15 protein-coding genes are annotated in these 19,426 nt (G+C 62.3%); 6 read left to right on the top strand and 9 right to left on the bottom strand.

What is annotated here, in order from left to right; all coding sequences use genetic code 11:
* Positions 1-745: alpha/beta hydrolase (locus tag AC1DX0_RS14880; RefSeq protein WP_477355852.1), on the bottom strand; the 745-nt coding region annotated here is incomplete at its 3' end.
* Between the two features lie 314 nt (positions 746-1,059).
* Between AC1DX0_RS14880 and AC1DX0_RS14875 the strand changes: the two genes are divergently transcribed.
* On the top strand, positions 1,060-2,685 hold the full coding sequence (locus tag AC1DX0_RS14875) for an AMP-binding protein (RefSeq protein WP_477355849.1): 1,626 nt from the start codon (positions 1,060-1,062) through the stop codon (positions 2,683-2,685).
* A complete protein-coding gene (gene kynA, locus AC1DX0_RS14870; RefSeq protein WP_027044534.1) occupies positions 2,682-3,518 on the top strand; it encodes a tryptophan 2,3-dioxygenase in 837 nt (278 codons plus the stop codon). The genes AC1DX0_RS14875 and kynA overlap by 4 nt, the downstream gene beginning before the upstream one ends.
* Before the next feature lie 4 nt (positions 3,519-3,522).
* Here the strand turns inward: kynA and kynU are convergent, their stop codons facing one another.
* The gene (gene kynU, locus AC1DX0_RS14865) at positions 3,523-4,770 is read right to left on the bottom strand and encodes a kynureninase (RefSeq protein ID WP_477355846.1); all 1,248 of its coding nucleotides are present in this window, start codon (positions 4,768-4,770) and stop codon (positions 3,523-3,525) included.
* A 167-nt stretch (positions 4,771-4,937) separates the two neighbouring features.
* Between kynU and AC1DX0_RS14860 the strand changes: the two genes are divergently transcribed.
* Together AC1DX0_RS14860 and lexA are read left to right on the top strand one after the other, a co-directional pair.
* Positions 4,938-5,672, top strand: coding sequence for a GntR family transcriptional regulator (locus tag AC1DX0_RS14860; RefSeq protein ID WP_477220474.1), 735 nt, complete (start codon positions 4,938-4,940; stop codon positions 5,670-5,672).
* Between the two features lie 381 nt (positions 5,673-6,053).
* Positions 6,054-6,791, top strand: a complete 738-nt coding sequence (gene lexA / locus AC1DX0_RS14855) for a transcriptional repressor LexA (RefSeq protein WP_477220473.1) — start codon at positions 6,054-6,056, stop codon at positions 6,789-6,791.
* On the opposite strand, the gene AC1DX0_RS14850 is transcribed toward lexA, so the two are convergent.
* On the bottom strand, positions 6,785-9,235 hold the full coding sequence (locus AC1DX0_RS14850; RefSeq protein ID WP_477220472.1) for a ComEC/Rec2 family competence protein: 2,451 nt from the start codon (positions 9,233-9,235) through the stop codon (positions 6,785-6,787). The two genes, lexA and AC1DX0_RS14850, sit on opposite strands and share 7 nt — an antisense overlap.
* A gap of 102 nt (positions 9,236-9,337) precedes the next feature.
* On the opposite strand from AC1DX0_RS14850, the gene gltX reads away from it, so the two are divergent.
* A complete protein-coding gene (gene gltX / locus AC1DX0_RS14845) occupies positions 9,338-10,762 on the top strand; it encodes a glutamate--tRNA ligase (protein ID WP_477220471.1) in 1,425 nt (474 codons plus the stop codon).
* A 183-nt stretch (positions 10,763-10,945) separates the two neighbouring features.
* The gene (gltA, locus tag AC1DX0_RS14840; RefSeq protein WP_095200166.1) at positions 10,946-12,274 is read left to right on the top strand and encodes a citrate synthase; all 1,329 of its coding nucleotides are present in this window, start codon (positions 10,946-10,948) and stop codon (positions 12,272-12,274) included.
* A gap of 32 nt (positions 12,275-12,306) precedes the next feature.
* Here the strand turns inward: gltA and lpxB are convergent, their stop codons facing one another.
* The 6 genes from lpxB to bamA all read right to left on the bottom strand — a co-directional run bounded on the left by lpxB (position 12,307) and on the right by bamA (position 19,174).
* Complete coding sequence (gene lpxB, locus AC1DX0_RS14835; protein WP_477220470.1) at positions 12,307-13,479, bottom strand: lipid-A-disaccharide synthase; 1,173 nt, start codon at positions 13,477-13,479, stop codon at positions 12,307-12,309.
* Positions 13,472-14,386, bottom strand: coding sequence for an LpxI family protein (locus AC1DX0_RS14830; RefSeq protein ID WP_477220469.1), 915 nt, complete (start codon positions 14,384-14,386; stop codon positions 13,472-13,474). The genes lpxB and AC1DX0_RS14830 overlap by 8 nt, the downstream gene beginning before the upstream one ends.
* Positions 14,358-15,191, bottom strand: coding sequence for an acyl-ACP--UDP-N-acetylglucosamine O-acyltransferase (gene lpxA / locus AC1DX0_RS14825; protein WP_477355843.1), 834 nt, complete (start codon positions 15,189-15,191; stop codon positions 14,358-14,360). The genes AC1DX0_RS14830 and lpxA overlap by 29 nt, the downstream gene beginning before the upstream one ends.
* Before the next feature lie 13 nt (positions 15,192-15,204).
* Positions 15,205-15,672: a 3-hydroxyacyl-ACP dehydratase FabZ gene (fabZ, locus tag AC1DX0_RS14820; RefSeq protein ID WP_477220467.1), complete on the bottom strand. Its 468-nt coding sequence runs from the start codon at positions 15,670-15,672 to the stop codon at positions 15,205-15,207.
* Positions 15,665-16,720 carry a UDP-3-O-(3-hydroxymyristoyl)glucosamine N-acyltransferase gene (gene lpxD / locus AC1DX0_RS14815; RefSeq protein WP_477355840.1) on the bottom strand — a complete coding sequence of 352 codons (1,056 nt, stop codon included), beginning with the start codon at positions 16,718-16,720 and terminating at the stop codon, positions 15,665-15,667. Before lpxD ends, fabZ begins: the two co-directional genes overlap by 8 nt.
* Positions 16,721-16,795: 75 nt before the next feature.
* On the bottom strand, positions 16,796-19,174 hold the full coding sequence (gene bamA, locus AC1DX0_RS14810) for an outer membrane protein assembly factor BamA (protein WP_477355837.1): 2,379 nt from the start codon (positions 19,172-19,174) through the stop codon (positions 16,796-16,798).
* Positions 19,175-19,426 lie beyond the last annotated feature (252 nt).

The raw sequence follows: 19,426 nt of genomic DNA, 5'->3' as shown, positions 1-19,426 counted from the left end.
CCACAGCGCTGGTGGCGGCGCCAAGACCGGTCCAGATGTTGGCCAGCAGCGCAGTCTGGCGCAGGAACTCCGAACGCTCACCACCGCCGACCCAGCAAGTGATGCGAACACCATCCATGGGGCGCAGCAGCGCCGGGCTTTCCGCCAAGGCTTCGGCCTCATCGATTGCCAATGCCGCATTGTGCCCGGTGAACATAAGTGGACGCAGGTCATGCAGGCCTGAAATCGAGACGACATGGCGTATGCGCCGGGCAACATCGGTGGCCAGCGGCGTTAATGTGGTCACCATGCGGCTGGCGAGATGTCCGCCGGCCGAATGTCCGGTGAGCATCAGCGGACCGTCAACCATGGCCGCCGCCTTGCCGATCGCCGCGCCAATTTCGCCGACGATGCCGGCGATGCGTATGTCCGGGCACAGCGTGTAGGACGGCATCGCCACGGCAAAGCCGCCGCTAACCGCGCCCTTGGCGAGGTGCGACCAGTCGCTCTTGTCGGACTCCAGCCAGTAACCGCCGTGGATGAACACGACGAGTCCCTTGGGCGCGGCATCGGGCAGGAAAAGATCGAACCGATTGCGCGGTCGGTCGCCATAGGCGATGTCGAGCCGTGCCCGGCCCCGGGCCGCCAACGCATCACGAAAGGCTTGCGCYGGTTCCGTCCAGGCAGCCGGCCAACGGTCGCTGCCGGCGATATTCGCGCCGTTGGCGTAGGCATTGTCCCAATCGGCAATGCGATGTCTAGGCATCGGCACCCTCCCCGAAGCGGCATCGTTTCGGCGCTAGCAATGGCCGCCACCATGCCATGCGTCAATGCTCCAGGCAAAACATTTTAGGCTTGAAACAAATTTCGACTGGTGCGATCCTGCCCGACGAACAGCTGACAATGGGAGGTCTGCTGTGCTGTCCCGAAACCTGCGGATGTTCATCCTTTCCGGGTGGCGTCGTCGAACAGGTGTAGCTGGCTGCACGAAGCCTCTCGCGAAAAGATGGGAACTTCAGATCCACCACCTCGGACACGTGCTTCGCGCACTGGCCAGGCAGCAAATGGGATGGCGGCGAGATGCTTGGGCCTTCAGCGCATATCGACACGTTCACGCGCGATCATCTGCCGCCGCCGGATCAATGGCCTGACTTCCTGCTCGACGGCTTCGACTATCCCGAACGCCTCAACGCCGGCGTCGAATTGACCGACAGGCTGGTCGAGAAGGGCCTCGGCGACCACACCGCCCTGATCGGCAATGGCCGCCGCCGCACCTACAAGGAACTGTCCGACTGGACGAATAGGCTGGCGCACGCGCTGGTCGAGAATTACGGCGTCAAGCCGGGCAACCGGGTGCTTATCCGCTCTGCCAACAACCCCGCAATGGTTGCCTGCTGGCTGGCCGCCACCAAGGYSGGYGCKGTCGTCGTCAACACCATGCCGATGCTGCGCGCCGGCGAACTKRCCAAGATCGTCGACAAGGCGGARATCACCACCGCGCTCTGCGACACCAGGCTGATGGACGAGATGACCGCCTGCGCCAAGGACAGTGCGTTCCTGAAGCAGGTCATCGGCTTCGACGGCACCGCCAACCATGATGCCGAACTCGATCGCGCCGCCCTCGACAAGCCGGTGATCTTCACCGCAGTCAACACCGGCCGTGACGACGTCGCCCTGCTCGGCTTCACTTCCGGCACSACSGGYGTGCCGAAGGCGACGATGCATTTCCACCGCGACCTGCTGATCATCGCCGACGCCTATGCSCGCGAAATYCTSSAGGTGACGCCGGACGATATCTTYGTCGGCTCACCGCCGCTGGCCTTCACCTTCGGCCTAGGCGGCCTCGCCATCTTTCCCCTGCGCTTCGGTGCAGCAGCGACACTGCTGGAACAGGCGACGCCACCCAACATGATCCATATCATCGAGACCTACAAAGCGACCGTCTCCTTCACCGCGCCGACCGCCTACCGCGCCATGCTGAAGGCCATGGATGAAGGCGCCGATTTGTCATCGCTGCGCGTTGCCGTCTCGGCCGGCGAGACATTGCTGGCTCCGGTCTTCGAAGAGTGGACGCGAAAGACYGGCAAGCCGATCCTCGACGGCATCGGCGCCACCGAAATGCTGCACATCTTCATCTCCAACCGTTTTGRCGACATGAAGCCTGCGTCGACCGGCAAACCAGTCGGCGGCTATGAGGCGCGCATCGTCGACGATGAGATGCGCGAGGTGCCGCGCGGCGAGACTGGACGGCTGGCGGTGCGCGGCCCGACCGGCTGCCGCTACATGGCCGACGACAGGCAGAAGGAGTATGTGCGCGACGGCTGGAACCTCACCGGCGACACGTTTACCCAGGACGAGGACGGCTTCTTCCACTTCGCCGCCCGCTCCGACGACATGATCGTCAGCGCCGGCTACAACATTGCCGGGCCGGAGGTCGAGGCAGCACTGCTGTCGCATCCCGATGTCGCCGAATGCGCTGTCATCGGCGCCGAGGACGGCGAACGCGGCCAGATCGTCGAGGCGCATGTCGTGCTGGTGCAGGGCGTGGCGCCAGACGCGCTGACCGTCAAACGCCTGCAGGACCACGTCAAGACAACGATCGCGCCCTACAAATATCCGCGCTCGGTAAAATTCATCACCGCCCTGCCCAAGACCCAGACCGGCAAGATCCAGCGCTTCCGGCTGCGCACGGAGAAAATCAATTGAGCGAGCCCTACGATCCAGCGTCCGAAGGCGCACAGATGTCGTTCAAGGAGCGCATGTCCTACAGCGACTATCTGCACCTGGAAAAAGTCCTGGAAGCACAAACGCCGCTGTCGTCGGCGCATGACGAGATGCTGTTCATCATCCAGCACCAGACATCGGAACTCTGGATGAAGCTCGCTCTGCACGAGATCGGCGCTGCGATCCGTTCCATTCGCGCCGATCGGCTCGAGCCGAGCTTCAAGATGCTGTCGCGCGTCGCCCGCATTTTCGAGCAGTTGAACAATGCCTGGGACGTGCTGCGCACGATGACGCCAAGCGAATACACCGAATTCCGCGACGCGCTTGGCCAATCCTCCGGCTTCCAGTCCTGGCAATACCGTGCCATCGAGTTCATGGCCGGCAACCGCAACCTCGCAATGCTCGGGCCGCACAAGCATCGGCCGGACCTGAGCGGCAAGCTGGAGGCGATCCTGGCGGAACCGTCGCTTTACGATGAAGCACTACTGCTTTTGGCACGCAACGGGTTCGACATCGGCGCCGATGCCAGGCGCACGGACTGGCGTGAGACGCGCACCGAGAACGAAGAAGTCCTGGTCGCCTGGCAGACCGTTTATCGCGACCCGCAGCGCTACTGGATGTTCTACGAGCTGGCCGAAAAACTGGTCGATTTCGAGGATTATTTCCGCCGCTGGCGCTTCAACCACGTCACCACGGTCGAGCGCATCATCGGCCTGAAGCGCGGCACCGGCGGCACATCAGGCGCGTCCTATCTGAAGAAGATGCTCGAGGTCGTGCTGTTTCCGGAACTGTGGACGGTCCGCACCCGGCTTTAATCTCTCAGGTCACCGCCGTCTTGACGGCGAAGCGGGCGTCCTGCCAGGCGCCGGTGCGCAGGATGTCTTCCAGCACCTCGACCGCCTGCCAGACGTCCCTGTAGCCGACATAAAGCGGCGTGAAGCCGAAGCGGATGGTCGAGGGTGCGCGGAAATCACCGATCACACCGCGCTCGATCAGGGCTCGCATCACCTGGTAGCCATGCGGGTGCAGGAACGACACCTGGCTGCCGCGCGCATTGCCGTCGCGCGGGCTTTCGAGTTCAAGGCCGTAGGCGCCGCATCTGGTTTCGACGAGCTGGATGAACAGGTCGGTCAAGGCGATGCTCTTCTTGCGCACCGCGGCCATATCGACCTCGTCCCAGATATCCAGCGCGCCCTTCAGCGCCCGCATCGACAGCACGGGCTGCGTGCCGCACAGAAACCGCCGAATGCCGCTGCCGGCCGCATAGCTTCGTTCAAAAGCGAAGGGCCGCGCATGGCCCCACCAACCGCTCAGCGGCTGATGGACATCATCGTGATGACGCTTTGCAGCATAGATGAAGGCGGGTGCGCCCGGACCTCCGTTTAGATATTTGTAGCTGCAGCCAATGGCGAAATCGGCATTCGCTGCATCGAGCTCGACCGGCAAGGCACCGGCGGTGTGGCAGAGATCCCAAACAATCAGCGCGCCGGCCTGGTGGGCCTTGCGCGTCAGCGCGGCCATGTCGCGCAGCTGCCCGGATTTGTAGTTGACGTGGTTGACGAGGATGACCGCGACGCGCTCGTCGATCAGCTCTTCAATGGTCGGTGCATCGACGCCCTCGAGCCGGAGCATCGTGCCCGGTCGCGTCGAGGCCACGCCCTCGGCCATATAGAGATCGGTTGGAAAACTGTCGCCCTCGGCGACGATGACCGAGCGGTCCGGCCGCATGTTGAGTGCGGCATGCAGCACCTTGTAGATGTTGATCGACGTCGTATCGCAGACCACCGTCTGGCCCGCCGCCGCTCCGATCAGGCGCCCCAGCTGGTCGCCRAGYKCGASCGGCATATCGAACCAGCCGGCSGTGTTCCAGGCGCGRATSAGGTCKTGCGCCCATTCCTSGGTCGCKGCCTTCTGCAGCTCGTTGAAGACGGCGGGCGCTGCGGCGCCCAGCGAATTGCCGTCGAGATAGATCACGCCTTCCGGCAAAATGAACCGGTCGCGCATGGCGCGCAGCGGATCCGCCGCATCCATGGCTTCGACTGCTGCGAGATCGAGCGTTGCATTCATGATCGATTGCCCTTCGCGCATAGGCGCGCCCAGATGAACACTTCAGGTGAAATCGGCTGGCCGATCATGGGCAGTCGGCCAGATCCTGTCAAACATTATATATAATTTACGCCAAAGAAGGCTTTCATATATAATCGTTGGCGTGGCAGTCTAAGGATGGGACATCGATGCTGGACGAAGGACTCTCGAAGACGGAAGCGGCCTACAGGCTGCTGCGTCGCGATATCCTCACGACCCGTCTGCGGCCCGGCGCGCCGCTCAAGCTCAGCGCGCTGCGTAACAGCTATGGCATTGGCTGGACACCATTGCGCGAAGCGCTGTCGCGACTGGAGGCCGAGCGCCTGGTGACGTCCATCAGCAATCGTGGCTTTGCCGTCGCTCCGGTTTCGCGCATCGAATTGGAAGACCTGTCGCGCGCCAGGTGTGTCGTCGAGCTGCCACTGCTCCAGGAATCGATCGAAAAAGGTGGCCACGATTGGGAAAACACCGTCGTCGCTGCGCATTACCGGCTGTCGCGCTGCAAGACCGCGGTCGACGATCCATCCGACGCGGTGGTCGACGAATGGGATGAAAAGCACGAGGCTTTCCACGCGGCCCTGCTCAGCGCGGCAGCATCGCCCTGGCTGCTGACCTTCCATTCCACGATCGTGGATCAGTTGCGTCGCCATCACCGTTTTCTCGGCCTGGCGCCAACGCTGCGGGCGGCCGCCGGCCTGCAGCATGGTTATGAGGAAGCCGTGGAAGCGTTGCGCCAGGCGGTCGCAATCGAACACCACACCGCGCTCATGGAGGCGGCACTGGATCGCAACATCGGGCGCGCGAAAAACCTGATGATCGCTCACATCGGCTATACGCTGCATGTCTATGTCCATGCCGGCGACGGCAGCATAAACAAACGGTAGCGCAACGAGGATCGTGGACCAAAGCCAGTGTGGCAATTTCTCGGTAAAGTTGGCATTTTGGCTTCGTTTCGTTCACGGCAGGCCAATGATCGGTGAAAGGGAGAAACACGCTCATCGAGCCTTATCGGCAACTGATGCCAGACCGCCGACTAGGATAGGCCACAGGCCATTAACCATAACAATTTCAAAGCCAGAGAGCGCCCCGCTGCGGCAGGCAGGCTTCGAACACGGCCCGCTGCCGGGCGCCAAATAATTTCAGCCGTCTTAACAAATTCACTAAACTTTAAACGGTTGCAGAACACAACTGGAACAGATAGTGTTTGTTCTGGGTTTGTTTTTCGATTCTGGTTCAGACCTTTTGTTCAAGCCTTGGGGGCTGCCATGCTGACGCGTAAGCAACATGAACTCTTGATGTTCATTCATGAACGGCTGAAGGAAAGCGGCATTCCGCCCTCCTTCGACGAGATGAAGGAAGCACTTGATCTCGCCTCCAAGTCAGGGATCCATCGCCTGATCACGGCGCTGGAGGAACGCGGTTTCATCCGCCGGCTGCCCAATCGGGCGCGCGCGCTGGAAGTTCTGCGGCTGCCGGATTCAATCGCGCCCGGCCTCAACGCGGCAAAGAAATTCTCGCCGAGCGTCATCCAGGGCAGTCTTGGTCAAGGTGGCCTTGGCCGCCAGATCAAGTCGGCGCCGTCGCGCTTGCCCTCGGCTGGCAATGATGACGATGCGGTTTCCGCCGTGTCGATCCCGGTGATGGGGCGCATCGCCGCCGGTGTGCCGATCGATGCCATCCAGCATCAGACGCATTCGATCTCTGTGCCGCCGGACATGATCATGGGTGGCGAGCACTATGCGCTGGAGGTCAAGGGCGACTCGATGATCGAGGCCGGCATCTTCGATGGCGACACCGTCATCATCCGCAACGCCGATACCGCCCAGCCTGGCGAGATCATCGTGGCGCTCGTGGATGAAGAGGAAGCGACGCTGAAGCGCTTTCGCCGCAAGGGCGCCTCGATCGCCCTTGAAGCCGCCAACCCGGCCTACGAGACGCGTATCTTCGGCCCCGACAGGGTCAAGGTACAAGGCAAGCTCGTCGGGCTGATCCGGCGCTACTGAGCAGGAGCGGCCGGCTTTTCGGGCTTGCGCCAGGGCGCCAGCCCCCTCGCCTCGCGTGAATATTTTCGCTGTGCGTGCCAGGGCCGATATGGTGTGTCCACCGAGAAGTTGACGGTTGGCGGACCGGTCGCCGATTGACGGTCGAAGAAGACGGCAGCACTGCCCTTGCGGGCGAGTTGCCGTTTGGTGACGACGAGAACCAGGGGATTGTGGCAGGCGTCGTAGCCGGTCGCGTCATTGACGACGATCAAATCGGCGAAACCGCAGGCTTTCCATGTGTCCTTGCGGTCTTCGACATGCGCGATGATCGCGCCGGACGGGTGCCTGGCGAGACAGACGCCGTCCGTGCAATAGAACGGCGCTCCCAGCGGCAGATCGACGGCATCGGCAATGTCGAATTGCCCATCCGCCTTGCTGAACATCTCCGGCACGACGATGGTTTCGGACGTCAGCGCGCGTTTCCAATTGTCGACGGTGAATTCGTTCGGACGAGCCCGGCTGACCGCGAGTTCTCCACCGCCGATCGGCAGCGCGACCAGCCGCGCATCTTCCGAGATCAGCACATCCGGCGTGCGTGTATCGGACACCGTCAACAGGCCGGCAAGCGCGAATGGCAGCGCTGCAAGCCGCAGCCAGGTCGTCGCCATCGTCGCGATGACCAGGGCGACGGTCACCAGCAGGACGGATTGCTGCGAGATCAGCCCGACCGCATCGACCGGTGAGCGTTCCGATATCCACGCCGATATCGCGATCATCGCCGTGAGACCCTTGCCCATCAGGTAAAGCGATGGCGCATCCAATCCGAACGGCATCAGCAACGCGCTGGCAACGGCCAGGAACATCACGACCGACACGATCGGCATGACGGCCAGATTGGCGAACAGGCTGAGCGGCGACACACGCTGGAAATGCCAGATGGCAAACAGCGCCGTGGCGCAGCCGGCGATGATGGAGGTCATGGCCAATCCGCCCGTCGCCAGCAGGAATTTTCGCGTGAGAAAGCTCGGCAGGGACCGCTTTGGCGGTGGCGGTCTTGCCTTTCCCGCATGGTGATCCGCCCAACCGGCATAGGCGCCAACCAGCGCAGCCGTGGCGGCGAACGACATCTGGAAGCTCGGGCCCACCACTTCGTGCGGCGACACCACGATGACGGCAATCGCCGAGATCGCCAGATTGCGCATGGTCAGCGCCGCGCGATCGAACAGGACGGCAATCAGCATCACCGCAAGCATGATGAAGCTGCGTTCGGCGGCAACGACGACGCCAGAAATGACGAGATAGGCGGCGATCGAGAACAGTGCGGCGGCAGCCGCATATTTCTTCACCGGCCGCCGCGCGGAAAAATCCGGAAACAGCGCGAAGGCGCCGCGCAGCAGCCCCATGATGGTGCCGGCGACCAGCGCCATGTGCAGTCCGGAAATCGAGATAATGTGATAGATGCCGGTGCGCCGCATCGCTTCGTTGATTTCATCGGGAATGCCCGCGCGGACACCGACGATCAGCGCTGCCGCGATCTCACCTTCAGCACCGCCGACAGTGGCCCTGATATGGTCGGCGATGGCTTCACGGGCATTTTCTATCCCTGAAAAAAGACGGGCCGAGAGCGGTATCTCGCCGTCATCGGCGGCGACAAGTTTTGGGTTGCCGAGAAAGAAGCCGCTGCCGCCGATGCCGGCGAAATAGCTGTCGAAGGAGAAATCATAGCTGTCCGGCCGCACCGGACCGGTCGGCGGCAACAGTTTGGCGTAGCCGGTAACCAGGGAGCCGGCAGTCATGTCCGCCGGGATATTGCGCGCCGAAAGCCGGACCCTTTCCGGCGCATAGCGCAGTTTCGGCCGGGCGGTCGACGTCACGTCGATGGTCAGCCGAATGCGGCCGGTCTCCATCTGCTCCAGTGTGACGACGCGGCCGGTCAGTTGCGTCGATATTTCCGAACCCAGTATCTGGGTGCCTACTCGCCATGTCTCGACCTTGGCGGCGAGCAGGCCAAGCGCACACAACAATGCCGCCATAAAGCCCAGATGGGTTTTGGGCCAGGAGCGCGAAACAAGCGCGCAGATCGCCATCAGCACGACGACCGCGACAGGCCTGGCAAAGTCAGGCTCCACTGCCAGCGAATAATAGCCGATCGCTCCCGCGGCCAGACAGACCGGCACCAGCAGGAAGGCGATGCCTCGGTCAAGCTCCAGCTCTGCTGCTGCCGCCACGCTGTGGCGCAGACGAGGCAGTGAAATCCGGCCCAGTTGCCGGCGCACACGCACAATCCTGCCCGAGGCAGGCGACGGAAATGGCGCTGGGATATCCGCCTGCAATGGCGGGCTGCCGGGCACCGGCACAAGAGGCGATGGCAGTGGGGTCGCCAGGGGCGTTGCAAACAGGGATCGTTCGCTGACGCCAACACTGGCGTCCTCGCCCCGTTCCGAGCCCCGGCCTCGTCCAGCCATCGGGTCTGCCCCTTGCACCCCTGACGCCCTATGCTACATGAACGCCGGGCGCGCGAAAGCCCGCGCAGCCGCACCCCGCTTCAGATGGTTTCCGAGAGTTCCATGTCCGACAAGGTCGTCACCCGTTTTGCCCCCTCGCCCACCGGCTATCTGCACATTGGTGGCGCGCGCACGGCGTTGTTCAACTGGCTCTATGCCAAGCACACCGGCGGCACGATGGTGCTGCGCATCGAGGATACCGACCGCGAACGCTTCAACGAGGCGGCTACCCAGGCCATTCTGGACGGGCTGACCTGGCTTGGGCTTTCCTGGGACGGTGAGGCGATATCGCAGTTCGAGCGCGCCCCGCGCCACCGCGAGGTCGCCGAGGAACTCGTGCACCTGGGCAAGGCCTATTACAGCTACGAGACACCTGCCGAGTTGGAGGCCATGCGCGAGGCGGCCCGGGCCAAGGGCCTGCCGCCGCGCTACAATGGCCAGTGGCGCGATCGCGATCCATCCGAGGCACCGCCCGGCGTCAAGGGCGCCATCCGCGTCAAGGCGCCGACCGAAGGCGAAACGGTCGTGCACGACCGCGTCCAGGGCGAGGTGCGCTTCCCCAACAAGGATCTCGACGATTTCATCATCCTGCGTTCGGACGGCAACCCGACCTACATGCATGCCGTCGTCGTCGATGATCACGACATGGGTGTCACGCACATCATCCGCGGCGACGACCACCTGACCAATGCCGCCCGCCAGACCGTGATCTACAACGCCATGAGCTGGGACGTGCCGTCGATGTCGCACATCCCGCTGATCCATGGCGCCGACGGTGCCAAGCTGTCGAAGCGCCACGGCGCGCTCGGCGTCGAGGCCTATCGCGCCATGGGCTACCTGCCGGAAGCGCTGCTCAAYTAYCTGGCGCGSCTCGGCTGGAGCCATGGCGATGACGAGATCATGTCGATCAAGGAYATGGTCTCCTGGTTCGACATCGGCGACGTCAACAAGGGCGCGGCCCGCTTCGACTTCGCCAAGCTGGAGGCGATCAACGGCGCGCATATGCGCCGCATGGCCGATGCCGAACTGTTCGACATCTTCATCGCAACCTTGCCCTATCTCGAAGGTGGCCCGGCAATCGCCGCGCGCCTCGACGACAGGAACAAGGCGCAGTTGCTGGCAGCCCTTCCAGGCCTGAAAGAGCGCGCCAAGACGCTGGTCGAGCTTGTCGATGGCGCCGCCTTCCTGTTTGCCACGCGCCCGCTGCCGATCGACGACAAGGCGGCACTCCTGCTCAATGACGATGCCCGCAAGATCCTGCGTGGCGCTCACGAAGCTTTGAACGCGCTTTCAGGTGACTGGACGGCTGCCGCGGCAGAAGCCGCGATCCGCGACTATGCGTTGGCYGGWGGCCACAAGCTYGGCGCYGTGGCCCAGCCATTGCGGGCCGCSCTCACCGGCAAAAGCACTTCGCCGGGCGTGTTCGACGTGCTTGCCGTGCTTGGGCGCGAGGAGAGCCTGGCGCGCATMGCSGATCAAATCGATTAGGAGMRATCTGGCCCAAGAAGATTGGCATTGAAAGGYRCGTTTCGCAGTGCAACATTAGGCTCTGGCCCAATCTGGCACGCACCTCCTAAAATGCGGTGGCGAATACGCGCATTGCGGTGATTTCGACGTGTCGCTCTGCAGAATTTGCCTTTGCCGGCATGAGGAAACAAGAAGGAGTTTGCAATGACCGAAGCTGCGAAAAAACTGGATGTGGGCGGCGCGAACCAAGAGGCTATCGCCACGCTTGAATTCGCCGGCAAGACCCATGAATTCAAGGTGCGAAGCGGCTCCGTCGGGCCAGACGTCATCGACATCGCCTCGCTCTACAGCACGACCGGCGCCTTYACCTACGACCCCGGCTTCACCTCGACCGCAAGCTGCGAGTCCGAAATCACCTTCATTGACGGCGATGCCGGCATTCTTCTCCACCGCGGCTATCCGATCGACCAGCTGGCYGARCACGGCGACTTCCTCGAAGTCTGCTAYCTSCTGCTCTAYGGYGAACTGCCGACCAAGGCGCAGAAGGACGATTTCGAYTACCGRGTGACGCGCCACACCATGGTGCATGAGCAGATGTCGCGCTTCTTCACCGGTTTCCGCCGCGACGCCCACCCAATGGCCGTGATGTGCGGCGTGGTTGGCGCGCTGTCGGCCTTCTATCACGACTCCACCGACATTTCCGACCCGTACCAGCGCATGGTCGCCTCCATGCGGCTCATCGCCAAGATGCCGACGATCGCAGCCATGGCCTACAAGTACCACATCGGCCAGCCCTTCATTTACCCCAAGAACGATCTCGGTTTCGCGGCAAACTTCCTGCATATGTGCTTCGCCGTGCCGTGCGAGGAGTACAAGATCAACCCGGTGCTGGCGCGCGCCATGGAGCGCATCTTCATCCTGCACGCCGATCACGAGCAGAACGCCTCGACCTCGACCGTTCGTCTCGCCGGCTCCTCGGGCGCCAACCCGTTCGCCTGCATCGCCGCCGGCATCGCTTGCCTGTGGGGCCCGGCCCATGGCGGCGCCAATGAAGCGGCGCTCAACATGCTGGGCGAGATCGGCCATGTCGATCACATCCCGGAGTTCATCGCCCGCGCCAAGGACAAGAACGATCCGTTCCGGCTGATGGGCTTTGGCCACCGCGTCTACAAGAACTACGATCCGCGTGCGAAAATCATGCAGAAGACGGCGCACGAGGTGCTGGGCGAGCTCGGCATCAAGGACGATCCGTTGCTCGACATCGCCATGGAGCTGGAAAAGATCGCGCTAACCGATCCCTATTTCATAGAGAAGAAGCTCTATCCGAATGTCGACTTCTATTCCGGCATCACGCTGAAGGCGCTGGGCTTCCCCACCACCATGTTCACCGTGCTGTTCGCGGTCGCCCGCACCGTCGGCTGGATCGCGCAGTGGAAGGAGATGATCGAGGACCCGCGCCAGAAGATCGGCCGCCCGCGGCAGCTCTACACAGGTGCGCCGGAGCGTGACTACGTGCCGATCGCCAAGCGCTGATCAAAGCTGTCTTGACCGAAAAAAGGCGCCTGTCAGGGCGCCTTTTTTATATGACGCAGCACGACGCCCGCCGCGATCTCGCCCGACGGTTTGCCCGTCGCCATGCGCCGTGCAATCTCGGCAAATCCGTCTTTCTGCCAGGCGCGCATGCCCGTGTCGGCGAACAGCGCTTCCAACTGGCGCGCCAGATTGTTCGGCTTGACGTACTCGTTGTAGAACTCCGGGATCAAAGCGCGATCCGAGATCAGGTTGGGCAGCAGCGCCGACCAGACGGAAACGAAATAGGGCGCAACGGCACGGGCGATTGGATCGAGCCTGTAGCACGAGACCATCGGCACACCGGCCAGCGCCAGTTCCAGCGACACGGTCCCCGACGCGATCAACGCGGCATCGGCCTTGCCGAAAGCCTGCCATTTGCGTTGCGGATCAACGAGGATTTCGGGCTTTTCATCCCACCGGTTGACCGAGGATTTGACGAGGTCGGCGACATGGGGAACCGTCGGCAAAAGCAGCCGCAGGCGATGCCCCCGCGCGCGCAGCATCGACACAGTCTCGCCGAACGTATCAACCAGCCGCCGCACCTCGCTGCGCCGCGAGCCGGGCAGGACAAGCAATGTCTTGATACGGTCCTGGGCAAGATCGCGCGGCAAAGCCTGCGCCTTCCCTGCGGCAAGCACACCCGCATCATGCGTCAGGCGGTGCCCGACATAGGTGCCGGGCGGGCCGCCCAGCCTTTCGAGTTCTTTCACCTCGAACGGCAGGATGCAGAGGATATGGTCGACATAGGGTTTCATCGCCACCGCCCTGCCCGGCCGCCAGGCCCAGACGCTCGGGCAGACATAATGGATGATCGGTATCGACGGATTGGCCGCCCGCACCTTCCTGGCGACGCGCAAGGAGAAGTCCGGACTGTCGATGGTGACCAGGCAATCCGGCTTTTCCTCAGCGATGGTTTTGGCCAGCTGGCCGATTCGCCTGAAAAGGCGCGGCAGATCACGCAGAACGGCACTGAAACCCATCAGCGCGATCTCGCCGGCATCAAAGGGCGACACCAGGCCCAATTCACTGAGATGCCGGCCGCCGAGGCCGACGAGCCGCACCTCGCGGCCGGTTGCCTGGCGGAGCGAACGCACGATGTCGGCGCCAAGCAGATCGCCTGATTCTTCACCGGCAACGATCGCGAATTTCAGCGCCTTGTCAGCCATGCGCCGGCTCCGCTGCGGCCAGACCGATGATGAACAGACCAAGCTCATTGGCGCGCGCCAGGGTTGCGGGACCTTCGAGGATCAGTGAGCGTCCCGCTTCGACGGCAATGCCGGCGAGCCCGGCCGCATGCGCCGATTCGACCGTCTGCGGTCCTATGGACGGAAGGTCCGCGCGCAGTTCCTGGCCCGGCTTGGCGCATTTGACCAGCACGCCGCGGGTCTTGCCTGCGATACGGCCGTGGCCTCGCAACAGTTTTGTACGGTCGAGCAATCCTGCCGTTCCCTCGATGCCTTCCAGCGCGATGACGCGGCCGCCCACCGCTATAGCCGCCTGGCCGATGTCCAGCGCCCCGATGGCCTTCGCCGCCGCAAAGCCTGCTTCGATGTCGCGCCGGTCCGATTTCTGTGGCACGGCCTTGGTCAGGACCCCTTCGGCAGCGACAAGATTCGGCACGATTTCGTGGGCACCCATGACCTTTATCCCCCGGGCCTCGAGACCGCGCGCCAGCACCTTCAACAGGCCATCGTCGCCGCGTGCCAGCGCCATGACGACAAGAGGTATCACGGCGAGCAAGCTCAGGCTTGGGCGCAGATGCGTCAGCCTTGGCCGGCGCTTGATCTCGCCGGCAAGCACCAGATGGGTAATCCGGTGGCGTTTGAGCAATGGAACAAGCGAGCCGATCGCCTCCAGGGCAAGGGTCTCATGCTCATACCGGCACAATTCCGGCAGACGGTCGGCTTCGCCTTCCATGAGGACGATGAAGGGCGCATAACCCTGCCCGGCCGAGCCAGCCGCGACTTCGACCGGAAGACTGCCACCGCCGGCGATGATGCCGACCCTGGCACCTGGCGGGAGATCAAGACCAGCCGTCGCAGCCTCAGTCTTCGTCATCGACATCGTCGCCATCGCCGCCTTTGAGCGATGGCACCGCATAATGCCGCTTGCCGCGACTGGAGATGAAATCGATGATCTTCATGGCGGTCGGCGACGAGCCGAACTCGGCCTTGGCGAGCTCGATGTTCTCGCCGACGGTGCGGGAGCGGTCGAAAATCGTCCTGTAGGCTTTGCGAAGCAGGTAGATTTCCGCGCGTGGCAGACCAGCTCGCTTCAGGCCGATGATGTTCAGGCCGCGCAGGCTGGCTCGGTTGCCGACGGCGATGGCATAGGGGATGACATCGCCGACAAACGCCGAGCATCCGCCGAGGAAAGCGTTGTCGCCAATGCGCACAAATTGATGAACGGCGCTGAGGCCGCCAATATAGACATTGTTGCCGACTTCGCAGTGGCCGCCCAGCGTCGCGCCATTGGCGAAGGTGGCATTGTTGCCGACGACGCAATCATGGGCGATGTGGGCGTAGGCAAGGAAATTGCCGTTATCGCCCACCGTCGTCTCGCCGCGGCTGCTGTCGGTGCCGACATGCATGGTCACGCCTTCACGGATGGTGCAGTTGGCGCCGATGACCAGCGTCGTGCGGCCGCCCTTGTGCTTGGTGTTCTGCGGCGGCGCCCCCAATGTCGCCATCGGATAGACCTTGGTCGAGGCGCCGATRGTGGTCGCGCCCATSACMGAGACRTGGCTGACCAGTTCRACRCSATCGCCGATCACGGCRTCGGCRCTGATRTGRCAGAACGGCCCKATGCGSRCRCCTTSGCCGATTTGAGCGCCTTCYTCCAYRACSGMSGAAGGATGGATTGAWGTCTKGATTTTCATRAGCACTCGATCGTCAGTCGCTGGTGACCATCATGGCTGAAATCTCGGCCTCTGCCGCCTTGGCGCCATCGACCAGGGCTTCGCAGGCGAATTTGAGCAGGTTGCCGCGCTTCTTGATTTTCTTGACATGGATTTTCAACTGGTCGCCGGGAACGACCGGTTTGCGGAATTTGGCGTTGTCGATGGTCAGGAAATAGACCAGCGACGGTTTCGACGCCCCAAGGCTGCGGATGCAAATGGCGCCTGCCGTCTGCGCCATGGCCTCGACGATCAGCACGCCCGGCATCACCGGCTGCTCAGGGAAGTGGCCCTGAAAATGCGGCTCATTGATGGTGACGTTCTTGATGCCGACGGCAGAATTGTCACCATCGATGTCGACGATGCGGTCGATCATCAGGAAGGGATAGCGGTGCGGCAGAAGCTTCATCAGCCCCATTATGTCGACCGCTTCCAGCGTCGTCGCCGCCACCATATCAGCCATTGTCCTTGCCCTGCTTGCGTGCCCTGGCCATCGTGCGCAACATGGCTATCTCTCGCATGGCTTCCGCCATCGGCTGTGCCGGATAACCGCCCCATATCTCGCCGGCAGGGACATTGCTCATAAATCCACTTCTGGCGGCAAGCTTGGCTCCTGAGCCGATGGTCAAGTGATCCGCAAGCCCGACACCGCCGCCCATCGTGACATTGTCGCCCACGACCACGGAACCGGAAATACCTGAAAGCCCGGCAACTATGCAATTGCGACCGATGCGGACGTTATGGGCGATCTGCACGAGATTGTCGATCTTGGTGCCCTGGCCGATGATCGTATCCGACATGGCGCCCCGGTCGACGGTGGAATTGGAACCGATCTCGACATCGTCCTGGATGACAACCCGTCCGATCTGGGGAACGCGTTCCGGTCCCTTGGCGCCGCCAACAAAGCCGAAGCCGTCCTGGCCGATCCTGGCGCCGCCATGGATGATGACCCGGTTGCCGATCAACGCATACTGGATACTGGTACCCGGGCCGATATAGCCGTCGCGGCCGATCTGGCAGAACTGTCCAATGACCGCGTTGGGCGCGATGACGGTGCCGCTGCCGATCGAGACGCCCGGCCCGATGACCACGCCGGCCTCGATGATGGCGCCGGCTTCGACATGCGCGGTCGGATCGACATGGGCATGCGGCGAAACACCGGTTTCACCGGTCATTGGCCCCGGCGTGGCGGCTGTGGGGAACAGCAGCCGACCGACCAGTGCGAATGCCTGTTGCGGCCGCGGATGTGTCAGGACAGCAACCCCAGCCGGCGCCTTGTTGGCGAATTCCGCAGGGCAAAGGACCGCGGCGGCCCGCAGCGACGGCATCAGCGCGGAGTTGCGCYTGCCGTCGACGAAGACGAGCGCATTGGCACCGCCTTCGTTGGCCGGTGCCAGTGCCGAGATCGAAACGTCGGAGTGGCCGGAATCGACAAGCACCGAGCCGGTCAGATTCGCGACTTCGGCCGCCGTATACCGGCGTGATGGCGCGAAGAACACCGGATCGGTCATTCCAGAAGCTATATCCAGCTAGGTCGGAACATTTCTCCCGAATCCAAAAAATCCGGGAGCATCGTTGGCCGCCGATCAGAAGCGGGTCGATATGCCGAAGTTGAATTCCTGCACGTCGTCGCTCGCTTCCTTCTTGACCGGGATCGCATAGTCGATACGGATCGGGCCGAACGGCGAAGCCCACATCAGGCCGACACCGACCGAGGCGCGCAACTGCAAGCCGGTCGACGACTGATCGACCAGTGCCTGATCGGCGATCTTGTTGCCGTAGAGCGTCGCCGCGTCGGCGAACACCGCGCCRCGCARGCCGAAGCTYTCCGGRACMACMGGCAGCGGGAACTGCGCTTCCGCCGAAGCGTTGAAATAAGTAGTGCCGCCGAGATGATCGCCGCTGGTGCCGGAAGCGACCGGRCCGATACCACCATAAGCAAAGCCGCGGATCATGCGATCGGTGCTCTGGAAGTGATCGAAGATGCGCAGATCGCCGTCATTGCCGTAACCCTCGACATGACCGGCGCCGCCCGAAAGGAGACCGACAAGRTCAAGCTGCTCGGACAGCGTCTGATAGATGCTGCCGCGCCCAGTGATCTTCACGAACTTGGCATCGCCACCGAGGCCCGCAACCTCAACGGTCGTGTTGGCATAGATGCCCTCATGCGGGTTCTTCATGTCGTCGATGGTGTTGTAGACCAACCCCAGGCTGACCGAGGACTTGATCCAGGGGCTCTGCGCGATGCCATCCAGAACCGCCTGGGAAATGTTGCAGGTGCCTTGCGGGAGGACATCGGTGGGGTCGCAACTGTCGTCAACCGAATACTTCTCTTGCGAGATATTGTACGCCAGCTGGGTCGTGATGCTGTTGGTGATCGGCAGCCCGAAGCGGATCGTCGCGCCTGTGGTATCGCTATCGTAGTTGTTGTTGTACTCCCGCGTCGACTTGAAGATGTCGAAGCCGGCGGAGATGCGCCGCCCAAGGAAATAAGGCTCGGTGAAGGACAGGCTGTAGTCGCGCGAGTTCTTACCGCCACCGGCCGASAGCTTGATGWACTGGCCACGGCCGAGGAAGTTACGCTCRGTGATCGATCCTTCGACGGAYGGGCCCGCCGYRTCGCCACCRGTCGAATAGCCGGCGCCAACAGAGAATTCACCCGTCGACTTCTCGACCACGTCGACCACCAGCACGACCTGGTCGGGCTGCGAGCCAGGCACCGTGGAGATGTCGACTTTTTCAAAGTAATTGAGGTCTTCCAGGCGCTTCTTCGCGCGCTGGACGAGCACCTGGTTGAACGCATCGCCTTCGCTGACATCGAATTCGCGGCGGATGACATAGTCGCGCGTACGATCGTTGCCGCGGATTTCGATGCGTTCGATATAGGCCTTGGTGCCCTGATCGACCGTATAGACCACCGAAATCGTATGGTTCTCGAAGTTGCGATCGCCGCGCGGCGTCACCTGCGCGAAGGCGTAACCGGAACCGGCCACCTTCTCGGTCAGGGCAATAATCGAGTCCTCGACATTCTTGGCGTTGTAGACGTCGCCCTTGCGGGTCTCGATCACTGATTCCAGCGATTTCGAATCGACTTCCGGGATTGTGCTTTCGACGCTGATATCGCCGAAATTATAACGCTCACCTTCCTGGACGGTGATGGTGACGGTGTACTTGTTCGTCGCATTGTCGAGTTCGCCAACAGCCGACACGACCTGGAAATCGGCGTAGCCGTGATTGTAGTAGAACCGGCGCAGCAGCTCCTGGTCGGCGCGTAGCTTGTCCTCATCATAGACGTCATCGCGCAGGACGAACGAAATCCAGGACGAGCGCTTGGTGTTGATCACGTCCGACAGGCGGCGGCTCGAATATGCACTGTTGCCGACGAAATTGATCGCCGCGATCTGCGTGCGGTCGCCTTCGGTGATCTTGAAAACCACATTCACGCGGTTGTCACCGAGATCCATGACCTGTGTGGTCACACCGGCATCGTCGCGGCCGATACGCCTGTAGGCAGACTTGATCGCTTCAGCGTCGGAATCGAGCGTCGCTTGTGAAAACGTGCCGCGCGGCTTCAGCTGAAGCCCCATCTGCAGCGCATTGTCCTTGATCTTCTTGTTGCCCTGGAACAGCACCTGGTTGACGACCTTGTATTCGGCAACCTTGACCACCAGCGTCGAGCCGACCTGGTTGATCTGGACATCGGAGAACAGGCCGGTGCCGAACAGCGCCTTGACCGCGGCATCGATATCGGAGCTTGAGAAGGCCTTCCCCGGCTTGATGGTGATGTAGTTACGGATGGTGTCGGCGTCGACACGCTGGTTGCCGCTCACCTCCACCCTGCTTACGACAGCGGCTTCGGCCGCCGATGTGGCAACGAATTGCACTGCGAGAGCACCTGGTACGACCAGAGCCGCGGACAGTGCCGCCGCGGACGCGGCGTTCAGAAACTTGGATGCTGCCTTCATCGGGCTTAATAACCTTTTCTCGTAGTCCCCACGGCGAGAAAACCGGACGTGCGGTAATTTCCCCTACCGTATTAACCGGATTTTCCCTACACGCAAGGCTTCTGGTTAATTTGTATTTACTTAACCCTGGTGCGTGGCTTTCGCGTCACTCATATCCCCSTGCATGGTAAACGGCGTCTCAACATTGACCATGCCCAGGCCGAATTTCTTCATGATTTCAGCACCCAAACAGATCGTTCCAGAACACGAATC

This window comes from Mesorhizobium sp. P3_A9 (genome assembly GCF_056402975.1).
The sequence above is the reverse complement of the archived record's forward strand: the minus strand, read 5'-3'. Positions and strand labels throughout refer to the sequence as shown.

Coding starts and splice junctions, on each gene's coding strand:
- AC1DX0_RS14860 (WP_477220474.1), top strand. CDS start 4,938: ATGCTGGACGAAGGACTCTCGAAGACGGAAGCGGCCTACAGGCTGCTG.
- AC1DX0_RS14850 (WP_477220472.1), bottom strand. CDS start 9,235: ATGGCTGGACGAGGCCGGGGCTCGGAACGGGGCGAGGACGCCAGTGTT.
- AC1DX0_RS14830 (WP_477220469.1), bottom strand. CDS start 14,386: ATGGCGACGATGTCGATGACGAAGACTGAGGCTGCGACGGCTGGTCTT.
- lpxB (WP_477220470.1), bottom strand. CDS start 13,479: ATGGCTGACAAGGCGCTGAAATTCGCGATCGTTGCCGGTGAAGAATCA.
- fabZ (WP_477220467.1), bottom strand. CDS start 15,672: ATGGCTGATATGGTGGCGGCGACGACGCTGGAAGCGGTCGACATAATG.
- lexA (WP_477220473.1), top strand. CDS start 6,054: ATGCTGACGCGTAAGCAACATGAACTCTTGATGTTCATTCATGAACGG.